This is a genomic window from Roseomonas aeriglobus (assembly GCA_016937575.1).
Taxonomy (GTDB): domain Bacteria; phylum Pseudomonadota; class Alphaproteobacteria; order Sphingomonadales; family Sphingomonadaceae; genus Sphingomonas; species Sphingomonas aerigloba.
In genome coordinates this window covers 1,443,499-1,461,894 of sequence record JAFHKN010000002.1, presented here as the reverse complement: position 1 = coordinate 1,461,894, position 18,396 = coordinate 1,443,499, and the positions used below count along the sequence as shown (strand labels likewise).

General features: G+C 66.6%; 14 protein-coding genes. 8 read left to right on the top strand and 6 right to left on the bottom strand.

Features of this window, described 5'->3' with window-relative positions; all coding sequences use genetic code 11:
* The first annotated feature begins 98 nt into the window (after window positions 1-98).
* From JW805_07380 to JW805_07360, 5 genes are all read left to right on the top strand, one after another.
* Window positions 99-668, top strand: a complete 570-nt coding sequence (locus tag JW805_07380; GenBank protein MBN2971835.1) for a TetR family transcriptional regulator — start codon at window positions 99-101, stop codon at window positions 666-668.
* 61 nt (window positions 669-729) lie between these two features.
* The gene (locus JW805_07375; protein ID MBN2971834.1) at window positions 730-1,938 is read left to right on the top strand and encodes an efflux RND transporter periplasmic adaptor subunit; all 1,209 of its coding nucleotides are present in this window, start codon (window positions 730-732) and stop codon (window positions 1,936-1,938) included.
* Between the two features lie 6 nt (window positions 1,939-1,944).
* Entirely contained in the window at window positions 1,945-5,178 is a 3,234-nt protein-coding gene (locus JW805_07370; protein MBN2971833.1) for a multidrug efflux RND transporter permease subunit, read from the top strand.
* On the top strand, window positions 5,171-6,628 hold the full coding sequence (locus JW805_07365) for an efflux transporter outer membrane subunit (protein ID MBN2971832.1): 1,458 nt from the start codon (window positions 5,171-5,173) through the stop codon (window positions 6,626-6,628). Before JW805_07370 ends, JW805_07365 begins: the two co-directional genes overlap by 8 nt.
* Window positions 6,629-6,757: 129 nt before the next feature.
* Complete coding sequence (locus tag JW805_07360) at window positions 6,758-6,922, top strand: hypothetical protein (protein ID MBN2971831.1); 165 nt, start codon at window positions 6,758-6,760, stop codon at window positions 6,920-6,922.
* Window positions 6,923-6,970: 48 nt separating this feature from the next.
* Here JW805_07360 and JW805_07355 read toward each other — a convergent pair whose 3' ends face one another.
* On the bottom strand, window positions 6,971-9,094 hold the full coding sequence (locus tag JW805_07355; protein MBN2971830.1) for a peptidase domain-containing ABC transporter: 2,124 nt from the start codon (window positions 9,092-9,094) through the stop codon (window positions 6,971-6,973).
* Entirely contained in the window at window positions 9,091-10,320 is a 1,230-nt protein-coding gene (locus tag JW805_07350) for an HlyD family efflux transporter periplasmic adaptor subunit (protein MBN2971829.1), read from the bottom strand. The genes JW805_07355 and JW805_07350 overlap by 4 nt, the downstream gene beginning before the upstream one ends.
* A gap of 134 nt (window positions 10,321-10,454) precedes the next feature.
* Here JW805_07350 and JW805_07345 point away from each other — a divergent pair, with 134 nt between their 5' ends.
* The 3 genes from JW805_07345 to JW805_07335 all read left to right on the top strand — a co-directional run bounded on the left by JW805_07345 (window position 10,455) and on the right by JW805_07335 (window position 14,465).
* Entirely contained in the window at window positions 10,455-11,807 is a 1,353-nt protein-coding gene (locus tag JW805_07345) for a TolC family protein (GenBank protein ID MBN2971828.1), read from the top strand.
* 64 nt (window positions 11,808-11,871) lie between these two features.
* Window positions 11,872-13,458, top strand: a complete 1,587-nt coding sequence (locus JW805_07340) for a DUF3459 domain-containing protein (protein ID MBN2971827.1) — start codon at window positions 11,872-11,874, stop codon at window positions 13,456-13,458.
* A complete protein-coding gene (locus JW805_07335) occupies window positions 13,455-14,465 on the top strand; it encodes a glycosyltransferase family 4 protein (GenBank protein ID MBN2971826.1) in 1,011 nt (336 codons plus the stop codon). Before JW805_07340 ends, JW805_07335 begins: the two co-directional genes overlap by 4 nt.
* A 9-nt stretch (window positions 14,466-14,474) precedes the next feature.
* Here JW805_07335 and JW805_07330 read toward each other — a convergent pair whose 3' ends face one another.
* The 4 genes from JW805_07330 to hutG all read right to left on the bottom strand — a co-directional run bounded on the left by JW805_07330 (window position 14,475) and on the right by hutG (window position 18,322).
* Window positions 14,475-15,176, bottom strand: a complete 702-nt coding sequence (locus JW805_07330; GenBank protein ID MBN2971825.1) for a Crp/Fnr family transcriptional regulator — start codon at window positions 15,174-15,176, stop codon at window positions 14,475-14,477.
* A 356-nt stretch (window positions 15,177-15,532) separates the two neighbouring features.
* The gene (locus JW805_07325) at window positions 15,533-15,844 is read right to left on the bottom strand and encodes a hypothetical protein (protein MBN2971824.1); all 312 of its coding nucleotides are present in this window, start codon (window positions 15,842-15,844) and stop codon (window positions 15,533-15,535) included.
* 49 nt (window positions 15,845-15,893) lie between these two features.
* A complete protein-coding gene (locus JW805_07320; GenBank protein MBN2971823.1) occupies window positions 15,894-17,549 on the bottom strand; it encodes a urocanate hydratase in 1,656 nt (551 codons plus the stop codon).
* Window positions 17,546-18,322 (bottom strand): N-formylglutamate deformylase, encoded by a 777-nt coding sequence (gene hutG / locus JW805_07315; protein ID MBN2971822.1) that lies wholly within the window; start codon window positions 18,320-18,322, stop codon window positions 17,546-17,548. Before hutG ends, JW805_07320 begins: the two co-directional genes overlap by 4 nt.
* Window positions 18,323-18,396: the final 74 nt, after the last annotated feature.

The following is an 18,396-nucleotide window of genomic DNA, read 5'->3' as shown; positions in this document are numbered from 1 at the left end:
AAAATCCTGCGTTTTGCTGCAGTTGCGAAGACCGCTTGACGCAGGTAAAAGCGAAAGATACCGGACGGTCGGTTTTAACAAAGATCCGGTGTCGCTCGTTGAGTCCCCCGAACGCCTATGAACGGAAGAAGGATCCCGAAGGGGTCCGTGCCGCGATCATCGACGCGGCGATGGTGGTGCTGGCCGACAAGGGGCTCGCGCGCCTGACGATCGATGGCGTGGCTAGCGCCGCGGGCGTGACCAAGGGCGGTCTGTTTCACCATTTCCCGACCAAGGACGCGCTGATCGACGGCGTGCTGGAGACGATGATCGCGTTTGCGGCGGCATCGATCGATGAGGAGATGGCGGCAGACCCGGAACCACATGGCCGCTTCACGCGAGCTTATGTGAACGGCGTCTTTGATAAACGATGCATTCGGGATTCGGTGACGTCGCACGCTTTGTGCCTGTCGATGATCGCGGATCCGGCGCTGCAGGATCGCTGGGCGACCTGGGTCGCTGCGCAGATCGAACGCCATGCCGCCACCGACGACAATATCCCCTGCGCGATCGTGCGCCTCGCGGCCGATGGCATCTGGTTGTCGACGATGCGATCGGTCGAGGGCGTGGCCGACGTATCGTCTGATCTGCACGATGCCCTGATCGCCCTCACTCGCGCGTCGCCCTGACCCGTCCTGTCCGTTTCGTACCGCTTACCCCCTTCCCGGCCGCCACCCCCGGAGACCTCTCGTGCCGAACCGCTTCCGTAGCTCGATTTCGACCCTCGCCTTCCTCGCTCTCGCTGCCTGTGGCGGCGGGGGCGGCGCTCCCGGGGGCGCCCCCGGCGGTGCCCCGGGCGGCGCACCGCCGCCGACGCTCGTCGAGGCGATCACCGTCAAGACCGAGACCGTCCCGAATATCGTCGAATTGCCGGGCCGGATCGAAGCCGTGCGCACCGCCGAGGTTCGCGCGCGCGCCGATGGGATCATCGAGCGTCGTCTCTTCACCGAAGGGTCGGACGTGCGCGCCGGCCAGCCGCTGTTCACCATCGACCCGCGCGACCTGCGCGCCGCGGTCGAACAGGCGCGCGCGACGCTCGCCCGGGCGCAGGCGGCGCAGTCCAACGCGCAATCGGTCGTTCGTCGCTACGCCCCCCTGGTCAACGAACGCGCAGTCAGCGGGCAGGAGTATGACGCGGCGCAGGCGACGCTGCGCACGGCATCGGCCGATGTCGCGCAGGCCCGCGCGGCGCTGACCCGCGCGCAGATCCAGCTCAACTACACGACCGTCCGCGCGCCGATCTCCGGCCGGGTCGGTCGCGCACAGGTGACCGAAGGCGCTTTGGTCAGCGCTGCGCAGGGCACGCTGCTGACGACGGTCGAACAACCCTCGCCGATCTACGCCGTGTTTACCGAATCGAATACGGCGCTGCTCGACATGCTGGCGACCGAACGCGCCGGTCAGACCAACCTGAAGCCGCTACGGCAGGTCGAGGTGCGCCTGGTCCTCGCCAACGGCAAGGATTACGGACCAACCGGCACGCTCGACTTTGCCGCGCCGTCAGTCGATCCGCAGACGGGTACCCAGGTGCTGCGCGCGGTCTTTCCCAACGGCGAACGCCTGCTCGTCCCCGGCCAGTTCGTGCGCGGGCGCATCGCCATCGGCACGGCGCCCAACGGCATCCTGATCCCGGCGCGCGCGATCCAGTTCGGTGAGCGCGGGGCGAATGTGACAGTGGTCAACGCCCACGGCTCGACCGCGCCGCGTCCGGTGCAACTTGCCGGTCAGGTCGGCAATAGCTGGCTCGTGAAGTCCGGGCTGAAGGCGGGCGATCGGGTCATCACCGATGGCTGGCAGAAGCTGGCGATGATGCCGCCCGGCGGGCGGGTGCAGGTCAAGGGCGATCCCGCCCCTGCGGCCCAAGGCGGCCAGCCCCAGCAGCAGCCGGCAAAGAAGTAAGCGACCATGGACAGTTTCTTCGTTCACCGCCCGGTCTTCGCCTGGGTGATCGCCGCATTCGTCGCGCTGTTCGGCACGATGGCGCTGCTGAACCTGCCGGTGGAGCAATATCCCTCGGTCGCGCCGCCGTCGCTGACGCTGACCTATAATTACAACGGCGCCGACGCCGACACGATGGACAAGAACGTCACATCGGTCATCGAGCGTGAGTTGAACGGCGTCGACAAGTTCCTGTACATGTCGTCGACCAGCCGCGCGAACGGCACCGGCGAGATTGTCCTGACGTTCCAGTCGGGTACCAACATCGACGTCGCCCGCACCCAGGTGCAGGATCGTCTGAACCGCGCCGAGCCGCGTCTGCCCGAAGACGTGCGGCGTCTGGGTATCCAGATCACCGATAATTCGTCCGGCTTCCTCGAAGTGCTGACGCTGCGGTCGAAATCGGGGAAGACCCCGGCACTCGAGCTCGGCGACTTCGCCTCGACGAAGGTGGTCAACGAGATCCGGCGTGTGCCGGGTGTGGGCAATACACTGTTGTTCAGTTCCGAGAAGGCGATGCGGATCTGGCTCGATCCGGACAAGCTTGCCGGTTTCAATCTGTCGCCGTCGGACGTCTTGCTCGCGGTGCAGGAACAGAACAGCCAGACTGCGGGCGGCGGCATCGGCGACCAGCCGACGACTCCGGGGACGGATTTCAACGCCAAGATCGTGACGCAAAACCGGTTCCAGACCCCCGAACAGTTCCGGCAGATCATCATCAAGGCCAACACCGACGGTTCGACCGTGCGGCTGGGCGACGTCGCGCGGGTCGAGATCGGCGCGGACAATTACCAGTTCTCGACCACGCTGAACGGCGACAAGGTCGCCGGCATCGCGGTCCAGCTGGCCGCCGGGGCCAATGCGATCGCCACGCGCGATGCGGTCAGCGAGCGGATGCGCGAGCTGCAGCGCACCTTCCCGGAAGACATCACCTGGGACGTGTCCTACGACACGACGCCGTTCATCTCGACGTCGATCGATAACGTCATCCGCACGCTCGTCGAAGCGATGCTGCTCGTCTTCCTGGTGATGTTCCTGTTCCTGCAGAGCTGGCGCGCGACCGTCATCCCGGCGATCGTCGTACCCATCGCGCTGGCGGGCGGGTGTCTCGGCCTGTGGCTCTTCGGCTTCTCGATCAACACACTGTCGCTGTTTGCGATGGTCGTGGCGATCGGCATCCTGGTCGACGACGCGATCGTCGTGGTCGAGAATGTCGAACGCATCATGGCGGAGGAAGGTCTGCCGCCCGCTCAGGCGACCATCAAGGCGATGGGGCAGATCCGTGGCGCGATCATCGGCATTACATTGGTGCTGATTGCCGTGTTCATCCCGATGGCGTTCTTCCCGGGGTCGACCGGCGGCATCTATCGTCAGTTTTCGGTGACGCTTGCCGTTTCGATCTTCTTTTCCGCGGTTTTGGCCCTCACGCTGACACCAGCGCTGTGCGCCACGTTGTTGAAACCGCATCAACACCATGTCGACGAACGGCCCGAGCCTCGCGCAGGCTGGCGCGGCTATCCGCAGCGCTTCTTCAACTGGTTCAACGATCGTTTCCAGAACGCGACCGACCGCTATATCCGCGGCGTTGGCGGCATGTTGTCGCGGCCGTTGCGCTGGCTTGCCGTGTTCCTGGCGGTGCTGGGCGTCACGGCGCTGCTGTTCCTGCGCCTGCCCGGCGGCTTCCTGCCGGAGGAGGATCAGGGCTATTTCGTCATCAGCTACGACGCGCCGGTCGGTGCCACGACCGAACGCACGCAAGCCGCGGTCCGGCAGACCGAGGCCTTTCTGATGAAGCAGCCGCAGTTCGACCGGATCATTTCGGTCCTGGGCTTCAACTTCTTCGGTCAGGGCCAGTCGGCCGCTCTCTCGTTCGTCATGCTGAAGCCCTATGAGGATCGGCACGGCGCCGAAAATTCGGTCAACGCGATCATCGGTCAGACCTTCGGCGCGACCGCGGGAATTTCGGGAGCGACGATCTTCGCGCTGAACCCGCCCGCCATCCAGGCACTGGGCAATGCGACGGGCTTCTCGATGAAGATCGAGGACCGCGTCGGCAACGATCCGGCCGGACTGCAACAGGCGATGGGCGCGATCCTGGGCGCGGCGTCGCAGAGCAAGATCCTCACCGGCATCCGTCCGGAGGGTCAGGCCCCGTCGCCGCAGCTCTACGTCGATATCGACCGCGTCCAGGCGCGCGCGCTGGGCTTGCAGATCGCCGACGTCAACGCGACGCTCGCGATCAGCTTCGGTTCGGCCTACGCCAACGACTTCTCGAATCAGGGCACGGTCCAGCGCGTCTACCTGCAGGCCGATGCGCCGAGCCGAATGAGAGCCGAGGACGTGCTGGCGCTGCGCGTGCGCAACGCTCAGGGCCAGATGGTCCCCTTCTCCGCCTTTACGAAGGTGGCGTGGGAATCGGGCGCGACCCAGCTCCAGCGCTACAACGGTTATCCGTCGGTCACGATTTCGGGCCAGGCGGCGCCGGGGCAGTCGTCGGGTGCGGCGCTGAAGGAAATGGAGCGCATCGCCGATCAGGTGCTGAAGCCCGGCTTCGGCTATGAATGGACCGGTACCGCCTATGAAGAGAAACAGGCCGGCGGCCAGATCGGGCTGTTGCTCGGGCTGTCGCTGATCGTCGTCTTCCTGTTGCTTGCAGCGCTCTACAACAGTTGGGCGGTCCCGCTGTCCGTGCTGCTCGTCGTGCCCTTCGGGGTGCTCGGTGCCGTGTTGTTTACGATGCTGAGGGGGCTGTCCGCCGACGTCTATTTCAACATCGGCCTCATCACGATCATCGGCCTGGCGGCGAAGAACGCGATCCTGATCGTGGAATTCGCGATCGAGGATGAAGAGCATCAGGACGGCGAAGGCATAGCGAAGGTGCGAGGGGCGACGCTGGAGGCATCGCGCCAGCGCCTGCGGCCGATCCTGATGACGTCGCTCGCCTTCATCCTGGGCATGGTCCCGCTGGTCATCGCGAGCGGTGCGGGCGCGGCGAGTCGCCATGCCGTCGGCACCGGCGTGATGGGTGGCATGATCGCCGCCACCGCGCTCGGCATCTTCTTCACCCCCGTCTTCTACTTCGCCGCGCGCCGCTGGCTGTCGCGCAAGGCCCCCACATCGGTGGCGGCGGAGCAGCAGGATATGCCGCCGCCGTCTCCCCGCGACGACGACCGTTCGGAAGGAACCCCCGCTCATGCGTAAGGTCATCCTGCTCGCAGGATTGAGCACGCTCGCCGGCTGCAATTTCACGCCGAAATATGTCCAGCCCACCGCTCCCGTCGCGCCGACGTTCCCGGAAGCGACGGCCGGGAGCCGGGCGGCGACCGAGGTGGGTTGGCGCGAATTCTTCGGCGATCCGCGGTTGCAGGCGTATATCGCGGCGGCGCTGACCAACAACCGCGACCTGGCCCAATCGGTCGCGCGCGTGGCACAGGCACGTGCCCAATACCGCATCACCGACGCCGATCGCCTGCCGCAGGTGGAGGGCGTCGCCGGGGTGACCCGCACGCGCCAGCCGCTCAATGCGCTGGGCTTTCCGACGACCACGACGTCAACCGACCAGGGCAATGGTACGGGTGGCGCGGCAGAGTCCCCGACAAGCTTCACCTTCACCCAATATTCGCTGGGCGTTCAGGTCCCGAGCTACGAGCTCGACTTCTGGGGCCGCGTTCGCAACACCGCGGAAGCCGCACGGCGCGAATATCTGGCGACGGTCGAGGCCGAGCGCGCCTTTCGCATCTCGCTCGTCGCCCAGGTGGCCGCGGCCTATCTTCAGATCCGCGCGGGCGAGGAACAGATCGCGCTGGCGGAACGCACGCTGACCGGACGGCGCGAGGCAGTCGCCATCGCGCGCAAGCGAATGGACGCGGGGGTGACCTCCACGGTCGATTTCGATCAGGCGCGGCTGCTCGTCACCCAGGCGGAAACGCAGCTGGCCGAGCTTCGGCGGACGACGGCACAGTCGGAAAACCTGCTGACGGTGCTGATCGGCGGTCCGATCCCCGGGCCGCTTCCGGCACCCCGCCCGCTGTCCGATGCCGGGCAGTTCGCGGCGATCGAACCCGGCCTGCCCTCCGCGCTGCTCGCCAATCGTCCCGACGTGCTCCAGGCCGAACAGCGGCTGCGTGCGGCCAATGCCAACATCGGTGTCGCCCGCGCATCGTTCCTGCCGACGATCTCGCTGACCGGACTGCTCGGCTTCATCTCGCCGGCGCTGGGCGGTCTGATATCGGGCGACTCGGTGCAGTACCGCGTGGGTGCCAATGCGACCCAGCCGATCCTGACGTGGGGCAAGCGCAGCGCCGGCATCGCCCTGACCCAGGCTCAGGCGGACGAACTCGTGGCGGCCTATCAGAAGGCCACGCAGACGGCTTTTCGCGAAGTGGCCGACGCATTGGTCGCCCGACGCCGCTATATCGAGCAAATCGACGCGCAGGGACGCGCGATCGAAGCGCAGCGCCGGCTCGTCCGGGTCGCCCGACTGCGCTACGACAACGGCCTGTCGATCTATCTGGAAGTGCTCGACGCGGAGCGAAACCTGTTCAGTGCGGAACAGCAGCTGCTGCAGTTGCGCAGCGCCCAGCTACAGAATGACGTGTCGCTTTACACCGCGCTCGGCGGCGGCCTGAGAGAAGTCGCATCGAGCGGATGATGGTTAACAAATCGTTTCGGAACGGGACTCTGCGGTCCGTTTTTACTCGAGACGCCGCCGCGCGTCCGACCGTACACTCTGCCCACAGCGGCCGGACGACATCGGTCGCGTAAAACGGGAGCAGACATCATGCGCGATCTTCGTACCTCCGAGCTGAACGCTGTTTCGGGCGGCACCTTCGGCCTTCTGTCGTGGCTGTTCGCTTGCAAGCCGCAGCCGGTCAAGTGCGCGCCGGCGCCCAAGTGCGAGCCGGCCCCGAAGTGCGACCCGAAGCCCAAGAAGGGCTGCCGCTAAGATTGCGATCGGGGCCGTCCGGCAAGGGCGGCCCCGCTTCGTTTCGGCTCAATCGACCCCGAGCGCTCGCGGCATCGTGCGACGCTCGACGATGGCCTGGCCCCCGTCGACGCGGATGACGATCTCCGCCCGGTCGATCAGGGCCGGTCGATGCGCGATGACGATGCGGGTGATCGGCAGCCCCGCGATCATGTCGGCAATGCGATCTTCGGTGTCGGGATCGAGGTTCGCCGTCCCTTCGTCCAGGAACAGCACGTCCGGATCGCGGAACAGCGCGCGGGCGAGCATCACGCGCTGACGCTGCCCTGCCGAGAGCGCGGCACCCATGTCGCCGATCAGCGTGCGATACCCCATCGGCATCGCGACAATGTCATTGTGAATTTCGGCCAGCATCGCCGCGCGCACGACGTCCTCGGGCTTCGCGCTCGCATCGAAGAAGGCGATATTGTCCTCGATCGTGCCGGTCAGCAGGCAATCGTCCTGCATCACCGCGCCGATCCGGGCGCGCCAGCCGGCCATCGTCGCCGGGTTCAGTCGCACGCCGTCGATCGTGATCGCTCCCGCGCCCGGCGTCAGCAGGCCGAGCAGGATACGCATCAGCGTCGTCTTGCCCGCTCCGCTCGGTCCCACGACCGCCACGAACGCGCCCGATGGGATGTCGAGGTCGATGCCGTCGAGCACCGGTCGCGATGTCGGATCATAGCTGAAGCTCAGGCCGTCGACGGCCATCGCCGGCCCCGCCAGAAGCTCGCGGCGCGGGGCGACGGGAAAGTCTTCCTTCGTCTCGGTGACGATATCCGACAATCGGTCGAGGTGCAGGCCGATCAGCCGCCATTCCTGGAACCGGTCGACCAACGACACCGCGCTCGCCGCGAAGCTCGAGCGATATGACAGAAAGGCGAGCAACGTGCCGACGGTCAGCGTGCCGGCTATCACCTGCAGCCCGCCGATATAGATGCAGACGACCAGCGCCAGGTTGAACAGCAACCCTTCGCCCAGATCGAGCCCGATCGCGAAGCGGCGGGTCTTGTACGATGCCCGGATGACGTCGGCATAGCGGTTGCGCCACCCGCCCTCTCGCTGCGCCTCGTGCCCGTGGATCTTGACGGACCGGATCGCCCGGATCGTCTCCATCAGATAGCTTTCCTCACCCGCACGGGCGTGGATTTCCTCCTCGGACCGTCGCCGCAGCGCCGGATACATCGTCTGCGACAAGGCGATGTAGAGCAGGGTCGATCCGATCACGATCGCCGACAGGGTCGGGCTGATGAAGATCATCACGATCACGGTCGTCACGACGAGCGCCGCGTCGATCACTACGCTGGCGATTCCGTGCGCGAGCAGTTGCTGGATCGGCTGAATCGATCCGATCCGCGACATCAGGTCGCCGATATGGCGACGCTCGAAATAGGCGAGCGGCAGCCGGATCAGATGACGCACGACGTTGCCGCCCATATGGAACGACAGCGACTGTCCGAGCGAAAGCATCACCCACTCGCGCAGCGCCTGGGTCACGGCGCCAAGGATATATACCGCACCGAAGCCGATCATCAGCAGTAACAGCAGGTTGCTGTCGGCCTGCGGAAACGCCTCGTCGATCGCGATCTGAATGTAGAAGGGCGTGAGCAGCGCGGTGAACTGCATGACCGCGGACAGCGCAATGACCTGCGCCATGGCGCCGCGGAAATCGGTCATCCGGCTCCACAGGTCGCTCAGCCGGGTCCTGCGCCGCGCCTCGATCGGCTTGAACGACGCGGTCGGAGCCAGTTCGAGTGCGACGCCGGTGAAATGCTTGCTGACCTCGCCCAGCGGCAGGACTCGCCGGCCAAGCGCGGGGTCGAGGATCGTCGCCGATCTGCCGGGCTTCACCGCTTCCAGCACGACGAAATGGTTGAGGTCCCAGTGCAGGATCGCCGGGAGTTGGAGCTCCGCCAGTTCTTCGAGCTCTAGCCGCACCGGCCGCGGCGCGAGCTCCAGTTCGGCAGCGATCGCCATCAGCTGTTCAAGCGTCGCACCCTTGATCGATGTCGGGAAGCGCAGGCGCAAGCCCGCCAGGTTGACACGGTGGCCGTGATGTTCGGCGACCATCGTAATCGCGGCAAGCCCGCATTCGGCGGCCTCTGCCTGCAACACCGGCTGAATCCGCCGCGACGATATCCAGTCGAGGCTCATCGAATCAGGCTTTCGCGGATCGGCGCGAACAGCAGCGCCCACAGCGGCCGGCGCTCCAGCACCAGATCACCCGACACCGTCATTCCCGGTCGCACCCCGGCGGCGGTAGCGCGCGCGGAGCCGATCGTGTCGATCCGGACACGCACGCGAAAACTCGCCTCCTTTATACCTAGGGCCGGATCGACCGCGGCCGGATCCACCGCCACCCGCGACACGTCGGTCACGACCCCGCGGCCGGAGCCGTATTTCTGGTACGGAAAGGCATCGAAGCGCAGGCGCACCGCCTGCCCCGGCCGTGCGAAGCCGATCGCCTGGGTCGGGGCATAGAACCATGTCTCCAGCTTGCCGCCGTCGGGCACCACCGTCACCAGGGACCCATCCGGGGTCGCGTGCCGCCCTGGCTCCGCGATCAGTTCGGCGACCCGCCCCGCAACCGGCGCGGTCAGAACGATATGGTCGGAGCGGACGAGGTCGGCACGCTGTGTCATCAGCGCCGAGCGTTCGCTGCGCAGCTGCGATGCCGCCTTGCCCGACGTCAGCCCGCCCTGCGACAGCTTGATGCCCAGATCGGCGATCGACGCGCGTGTCGTGATCAGCCGCTCCGTCAGGTTTTCGACCTCGCTCTTGCGCATCAGCAGCTCGGCCCGCGCCGCATCGACCTGTCGCTGGGTCCCGGCTCCCTCCTTCGCCAGCCTCTGGCTCCGCGTCACCGCCTTTTCGGCCAGTCCGACCTGCTCGCTGGCGATGCCGCGCTGCCGCTCCAGCGACGTCACGCTCTCGATCAGCCCGCGACGCTGGGTTTCGAGGGCGCCGGTCTCGCTCGACGCGAGGCCTTCGGCGATGCCCAGCTGACGATCGATCTCGGCGATCTGGCGATCGATCTGTGCGATCTGCTCGGCCAGCCCGCGCTCGCCCTGTACCAATCCCAGCTCGACGAGGGGTTGTCCGGCGGCAACCGCCTGACCCTCGCGCACCAGAACGCGGCGCACTTCGGCGGCGCTGCGCGGATATACGCGCGCGACGCCGGTGTCGTATGCGACGACACCACGGACGGGGGCATTGGTCGCATAGCTGCCGAAGACCAGCATCAAGACGATCGCCATCGCCACCGCCAGGATGACGGCGGTATATACCCGCGCCGATGGCGGCACTGCAGCGACGACCGCCCCGGCCAGTCGCTGGCGCTGCGCATCGATCGCTTCCTGTCTGAAAAGCGCGTCTGACAAAGAGGGCTGCCGTTCCGGATTGAGCTGACATCCAGCGGCCTAAGGAATATTGTCTAAGGCCCGGTTAATCCTGAACGATTGGACTTTCTGCGACGGAAACCATTCGTAAGGGGCCGGCGGGCTATGGGCGGCCCATGACCCTGCGTTCCTATGTGTCGCTGATCGCGATCGGCATGGCGTCCGGCTGCGCGCCGCCGGCCCGGCTGACGGTGCCGCCATCGCTCTTTAGCCAGGACTGGACCGATCCGACCGCCGCGAACCTGCCGACCGTAGCCGATCAGAGCCTCGGCGCGCTGCTGGCGGCACCCGAACTGGATGCGCTGATCGCCACCGCGCGACAACAAAGCCCGACGCTGCGCGCCAGCGACGCGCGCGTTCAGCAGGCCGCTGCCCTGCTCACGAGCGCGCGATCGACCGCCCTGCCGGTTGTCACGGCAAGCGTCCAGCCCGGCGGCACCCGCCTGCCCGGACAGCGCGAGCTCTTCGCCTTCGATCGCAGCTTTGCCAGCATCGATGCAAGCTTCGACCCCGACCTGTTCGGCCGCAACCGCGCGTTGCGCCGCGGCGCGGCCGGCCGGCTGCGCGCTGCCGCGCTGGATCGCGTCGCGGCGGGCATCGCGCTCGAAGCGCAGATCGCACTCGCCTATGTCCAGCGCGCGACGCTCGCACGTCGGATGACGTTGCTCGACACGAGCATCGCCCAGGCGGCCGAGCTCGACCGGATCATGCGCGTCCGTCAGCGTGAGGGCGATGCGACGCGGGTCGACGTCGGGCTCCAGGCGATCCGCCTCAAGCAGCTGCGTGCGGAGGCGACGCGCCTGTCGGAAGCTTTGCAGGAAACCCGCACGTCGCTCGCGGTTTTGACGGGTGCGGAATCGCCGGGGTTCTCGGTCGAGACGGGCGTGCTGGACGACCTGATCGCACCTGCGCTCACCGCTCCCCCGCCCGCCGTGCTTATCGAGCGGCGGCCAGACGTTCGCGCAGCGGAGGCCCGGCTGCGCGCCGCCGGTGGCGACGTGGACGCGGCCCGACGCGCTTTCTACCCGTCGCTCAACCTGTCGGCCAGCCTCGTCGCCACGACGGCGTCGGTCGGCCCGCTCGTCCCGATCGCGCGGATCGGCAATGACCTGCTCGCGCCGATCTTTGCGCGATCGCGGCTGAAGGGCGATCTCGCCCTCAGCCTCGGGCAACAACGCGAGGCGGCGGAGACCTACCGGCAATCGGTGCTCGAAGCGCTGCGCGGCGTGGAGAACGCATTGTCCTCGATCCGTCACGCCCGCGAGCGCGAGGCGCTGCTGGCCGACGTCGAGGCGGAGGCTCGGACCACGACGTCGCTCGCGCGCCGGCAATATCTGGAGGGCGACGTCGATCTGCAGCGACTGCTCGATGCGCAGGACCTGCTCATATCGGCGCAGGACGCGCGCGCCATTGCGATGCAGGAAGTGCTGGCCGCCACGATCGCGCTCTACGCGGCCACCGCGGCATAGCCTCAAAACCCGTGCCGGCGGAGAGCATGTGGGAACCCTGCGCGTCGCCAGGGGTATCACCGCCATGCCATCCCTGACGCAGCCGCCCCCTTGGTGGGAGCGCGGCACCATCTATCAGATCTACCCGCGCTCCTTCCAAGACACGACTGGCGATGGCGTGGGCGATCTGGCAGGGATCATCGACCGGCTCGATTATGTGGCCGCCCTGGGCGTCGATGCCATCTGGCTGTCGCCGATCTTCCCGTCACCGATGGCGGACTTCGGCTATGACGTGGCGGACTATACCGGCATCGATCCGCTGTTCGGCGACCTCGCGACCTTCGACCGGCTGCTGGCTGAGGTCCATGCACGCGGGCTGAAGCTGATCCTCGACTTCGTGCCCAATCACAGCTCGGACCAGCATCCCTGGTTCAGGGAAAGCCGATCGTCGCGCGATAATCCCAAACGCGACTGGTACATCTGGCATGATCCCGCGCCCGATGGTGGTCCACCCAATAATTGGATCAGCGATTTCGGCGGATCGTCGTGGGAATGGGACGCGGGGACAGGACAATATTACCTGCATGCCTTTCTGAAGGAGCAACCTGACCTCAACTGGCGCAATCCCGAGTTGCGCGCGGCGATGTTCGACGTCTTGCGCTTCTGGTTCGACCGCGGCGTCGATGGCTTCCGCATCGACGTGCTTTGGCACATCGTGAAGGCGCAGGGCTTCCCCGACAACCCGCCCAACCCCGATTGGACGCCCGATCGGACGCAGCGGGACACGCTGATCCAGCGCTATTCGACCGACCAGCCCGAGGCGCATGCGATCGCCTCGGAGATGCGCGCGCTGGCCGACCGCTACGGCGCCGAAAAGGGCGACGCCCGCGTTTTGATCGGCGAGATCTTCCTGCCCAATACCGCGCACGCCCGCTGGTACGGCACCCCCGAGCGCCCCGAAGTGCATCTGCCCTTCAACTTCCAGCTCGTCGAAAATCCCTGGGATGCCGGGGTGCTGCGGCGGACAATCGCCGCCTATGAAGCGTCGCTGCCTTCCTGGGGCTGGCCCAATTGGGTCTTCGACAGTCACGACGCCGCCCGGATCGCTGCGCGGATCGGCGAGGCGCAGGCCCGGGTCGCCGCGATGCTGTTGCTGACGCTGCGCGGCACGCCAACGCTGTATCAGGGGGACGAGATCGGCATCGGCCATGTCCCCATCCCGCCAGACCGCATCCGCGATCCCCAGCACTTCCGCCAGCCACAGCTCGACATCGGCCGCGATCGCTCACGCACGCCGATGCCGTGGAGCGCGGCCGCGTTTGCGGGGTTCAGCACGACCGAGCCGTGGTTGCCGCTCAACCCGGACTGGCCGACACGGAACGTGGCAGCGCAGTCCGACGATCCCACGTCGATGCTGTCGCTCTACCGCCGGCTGCTTGCCCTCCGGCGCGCGACGCCCGCGCTGACGACCGGCGCGATGGTGCTGATCGATGTGCCGGCGGGCGTGCTCGCCTATCGTCGTTCGGCGGACGGGGAGGATCGGACCATCCTGCTGAACCTGACCGACAGACCGGTGGCCGTCGATTGGACGGGGGACGTGCTGCTCTCGACGCTCGACACCCCGGCCAACCCGGGCCGCCTCGCGCCCAACGAAGGACTGATCCTCGCATGAAGATCGCGATGCTTGCCCCGATCGCCTGGCGCACGCCGCCGCGCCATTATGGCCCGTGGGAACTCGTCACGAGCCTGTTGACCGAGGCGCTGGTCGCGCGCGGCGTCGACGTCACGCTGTTCGCCACGCTCGACAGCCAGACCGCCGGCACGCTCGACGGTATCGTTCCCGCCCCCTATTCCGAAGACCCCAGCATCGATGCCAAGGTCTGGGAGTATCGCCATCTCGCGCATGTCTTCGGCCAGGCCGACCGGTTCGACATCATCCACAACCAGGCCGATTTTCCCGCTCACGCCTTTGCGCCGTTCGTCGACACGCCGGTCGTCACGACCATCCACGGCTTCTCATCCGCCCGCATCCTGCCGATGTATCAGCCGTTTCAGGACCGGGTGCATTTCGTCGCGATCAGCGACGCCGATCGCCATCCATCGCTGCACTATGCCGCAACCATCCATCACGGCATCCCGATCGACGATTTTCCCTTCGATCCGGTGGGCAGCGAGGATCTGCTGTTCTTCGGTCGCATTCACCCCGACAAGGGGCCGAAGGAAGCCATCGCGGCGGCGCGCGCCAGTGGACGCCGGCTCGACATGTACGGCATCGTTCAGGACAGCGGCTATCACGAGCGGGAGGTTGCGCCCGGTATCGATGGCGACCGCGTCCGCTATCACGGGGCGGTCGGCGGCGCGGCGCGGGTGCGCGCGCTCGGCGCCGCACGCGCCCTGCTCCACCTCATCAACTTCGACGAGCCATTCGGTCTGTCGGTGATCGAGGCGATGGCCTGCGGCACACCCGTCATCGCTACCCGACGCGGGTCCATGCCGGAGCTGATCGATGACGGCGTGACCGGTGTTCTGGTCGACGACCTGCAAGGCGTCGGCGACGCGATCGAATGCGCCGCCGGGCTCGATCGGGCGACGATCCGCCAGTCGGTCATCGATCGCTTTTCGGTCGAGCGGATGGCGGACGCCTATATCGCGCTCTACCGCCGAATCCTCGGCGGTTGACGGGCAGGATCAGGCCGGAACCTGAACCACCGGTGTCAGATAAACCGGATCGAATTCGGCGAATTCGCGCAGCCGCTGCTCGTCGACGATCTGATAGCGATCGCCGTCGCGACGCAGGCAGTCCATCGCCTCCAACCGGCGCAGCACGCGGTTGGTGTGCACCGACGTCAGCCCGACGCAGTCGCTGAGGAATTCCTGCGTCAGACGCGGCAACGCCGCGCCACCGATGCGATAGGCGACTTCGCACAGCAGATGCGCGACCCGCGTCGCCGCCTCGCGACGGCAATTGTTGGTCAACCACGCCCGCGCGATCGACAGGTTCATGTGGACTTCCTGTTCCACCGCAGCGCGGATCGACGACTGCGCCGCGACCATTTCGCGCCATGCGGTCGAATCGAAAACCGCCACCTGCGCCGGACCATGCGCACCGATCGCCGCGGTGCCCATGCCGGGGCAGTCCACGCCGACCAGCTCACCCGGCAGGTGCAGGCACAGCACCTGCCGCGCGCCGGAGCGGACGATGGCGTGATGAAACAGAACGCCCGACAGCACCACCATCACGCGATCACGCAACCCGTCGAAAGCGCGCGCCGAACGCGAGGTTCCGAGATCGACGAGCTGCCACGGCACGCCCCGAACCGACGACATCGCTCCGGGCGACAACGGACTGAACGACGCGAAGCGGGCAGTCAGGACGGCAGCGCCGTCCATTGCTGAACTATCAGCTCTAAGGGCTTGGAGCGGTTGCATTTGGTTCATGTCCGAAGGGGTACGATCGCGTACGCGGCCAGACATTAACCTAAGGCAAAAATACCTATCTTGCGAAGTATTTTTTACTTAGCACCCTATCGTATACCTTAGATTTTTAACGGAAGTTTTGTTCGCCGGCCTTCGGGGAACGCTAAGGCGTTGGGAAAGTGGCGAATTCCACGCTGCGGCGCGCCCGATCGCACTGAGTGGACCCGGCGCCAGCCTTTGCGGATATCGCAGCCGAGCCGCCGAGTTTTCTCTGAAAACGACGACGCCATACGCGATTCGCGCACGCCGAATGGCGGCATCGATTCCGCTCAAAGCTTTTCGCGCTTCGAGTCCGCCCATTTCTTGCCGTCGTCGCCGCCCCAGAGCAGCCACGCGATGTAGCCGGCCGATGGGTCCTTCGTATCGCCCCAACCCTTCCCGTCCTTGTCGACGCTGTGCCGCGCGAAATAGCTGTGCATCGACTTCACGTCCGCCGCCGTCACCGCCTTGCGGTCGGCCAATTGGTGGGCGCGCTTCACCCCGACCTCGGTACCGCCGCGACCGAACTTCTCGCGCAGCTTGAGCCCGCGCTTGGCGGTCGCCGCCATTTTCAGCGTCGGCGTGAACTCGGTATCGGCCATGGGATGCTCCTTCGTCGAAGGTAAAGCCTCCCGCTGGGCGGCAGTTCCCTCAAAGGATGCCGGGAAGGTCCAGGCCCTGCGCACGCGCGCAGTCGCGGGCGATCTCATAACCGGCATCGGCGTGCCGCATCACGCCCGTCGCCGGGTCGTTCCACAACACACGTTCCAGCCGCTTTGCCGCGTCGGGCGTGCCATCGGCGACGACGACCATTCCCGAATGCTGCGAATAGCCCATGCCGACCCCGCCACCGTGGTGGATCGACACCCAGGTCGCGCCGCTCGCGGTGTTCAACAGCGCGTTCAGCAGCGGCCAGTCGCTAACGGCGTCCGACCCGTCGCGCATCGCCTCCGTCTCGCGATTGGGCGAGGCGACCGATCCGCTATCGAGGTGATCGCGCCCGATCACGACCGGCGCCCGCAGTTCGCCGCGCGCGACCATATCGTTGAACGCCAGGCCGAGGCGGTGGCGGTCGCCCAACCCTACCCAGCAGATGCGGGCCGGCAGGCCCTGGAACCTGATGCGCTCACGCGCCATGTCGAGCCACCGGTGGAGGTGCGCGTCGTCGGGCAGCAGCTCCTTCACCTTGGCGTCGGTCTTGTAGATGTCGTCCGGATCGCCCGACAGCGCGGCCCAGCGAAACGGCCCGACGCCGCGACAGAAGAGCGGGCGGATATAGGCGGGGACGAATCCGGGAAAGTCGAACGCATTGGCAACGCCCGCGTCCTCGGCGACCTGTCGGATATTATTGCCGTAATCGACCGTCGGAACGCCCGCCGCCTGGAATGCCAACATCGCAGCGACATGCCGCGCCATCGATGCCTTGGCGGCCTCGGCGACCGCCTGCGGGTTCTGCTCGCGCGTCGCCAGCCAGCGCTCGAGCGTCCAGCCGGCGGGAAGATAGCCGTTGACCGGATCGTGCGCACTGGTCTGATCGGTCAACAGATCGGGTCGAACGCCGCGCGCCAAAATCTCGGGCAAAAGCTCCGCGGCATTGCCGAGCAGCCCGACCGAAATCGGTTCGCGCGCCGTCGTCACGATCTCCAGCGCCTCGTCCAGATCGGTCGTCGCACGGTCGAGATAGCCGGTACGCAGCCGCATATCGATCCGGCTCTGCTGACACTCGATCGCCAGGCACGACGCGCCCGCCATCACTGCGGCCAGCGGCTGCGCGCCGCCCATGCCGCCCAGGCCGGCGGTCAACAGCCATTTGCCCGACAGGTCGCCGCCATAATGCTGGCGCCCCATTTCGACGAACGTCTCGTACGTTCCCTGAACGATGCCCTGCGTGCCGATGTAGATCCAGGACCCCGCGGTCATCTGGCCGTACATCGCCAGCCCCTTGCGATCGAGCTCGTCGAAATGCGCCCAGTCCGCCCACCGGGGCACCAGGTTGGAATTGGCGAGAAGCACGCGTGGTGCGTCCCTATGGGTGCGAAACACGCCGACCGGCTTGCCCGATTGGATGAGCAGGGTCTGGTCGTCCTCCAGACGACGCAACGTCTCGACGATGCGGTCGTAACTCTCCCAATCCCGCGCGGCGCGACCGATCCCACCATAGACGACGAGGTCCTCGGGCCGTTCGGCGACATCGGGATGGAGGTTGTTCATCAGCATCCGCAAGGGCGCTTCGGTCAGCCAGCTCTTCGCGCTGAGCGTCGTGCCGGTAGCAGGCGTGACGACGCGGGTCGGGTCGTGGCGGGTCATGGGCGGAAATCCAGGCAGGCGTGAAGTATGGCGCGCAGCGTCGGCGCGATCGGCGGATGATCGAGCATCGGCGTCGGCCAATTGCTCTCTTGAGGGATATCGGGCTCGACCATGTAGCCGCGCATCGCGAGCTCCATCTGGATCGCGTGGACACCCTTCGCCGGCCGGCCATAGTGGCGCGTCGTCCAGCCGCCGCGGAAGCGGCCATCGACGACCTGATCCGGGCCGCAAGCGGCGGACACCGCCGCTGTCAGCTTCGGCGAACATGTCACACCGCCATTGGTGCCGATGTTGAATTGCGGGAGCTCGCCGTCGAACAGGCGCGGGATGCGGCTGCGGATCGAATGCGCGTCGTAGAGGACGACGTGGCCGTGGATGGCCTTCAGCCGATCGATCTCGGCAGCAAGAGCAGCGTGATACGGGTCGAACCACGTCGCGCGGCGACGAGCGATTTCGTCGGCATCCGGCTCTGCGTCGGCATAGAGCCGATCGCCGTCGAACGTCGTCGTCGGGCATAACTCGGTCGTCGCCTGCCCCGGATAGAGCGATGCGCCGGAAGGATCGCGATTTACGTCGATCACACTGCGCGAAATCGGCATCCGGACGGTCGTCGTGCCGAGGTCACGGGCGAAACCGTAGAGGTCGTGAATGTGCCAATCGGCATCCCGCCGCGCCAGCCACGGCGATATGAAGGCGTCCGCGCAATCGGCCAGGTCGGTGCCGGTGTGCGGGAACGCGACGATCAGCGGAGCATCCCCACGATGGAGTTCCATCCTCCCCTGCAAGGGGAGGGGGACCGCGTCGCAAAGCGGCGTGGTGGAGGGGGCTATCCGCGAGGGGTTCGCGT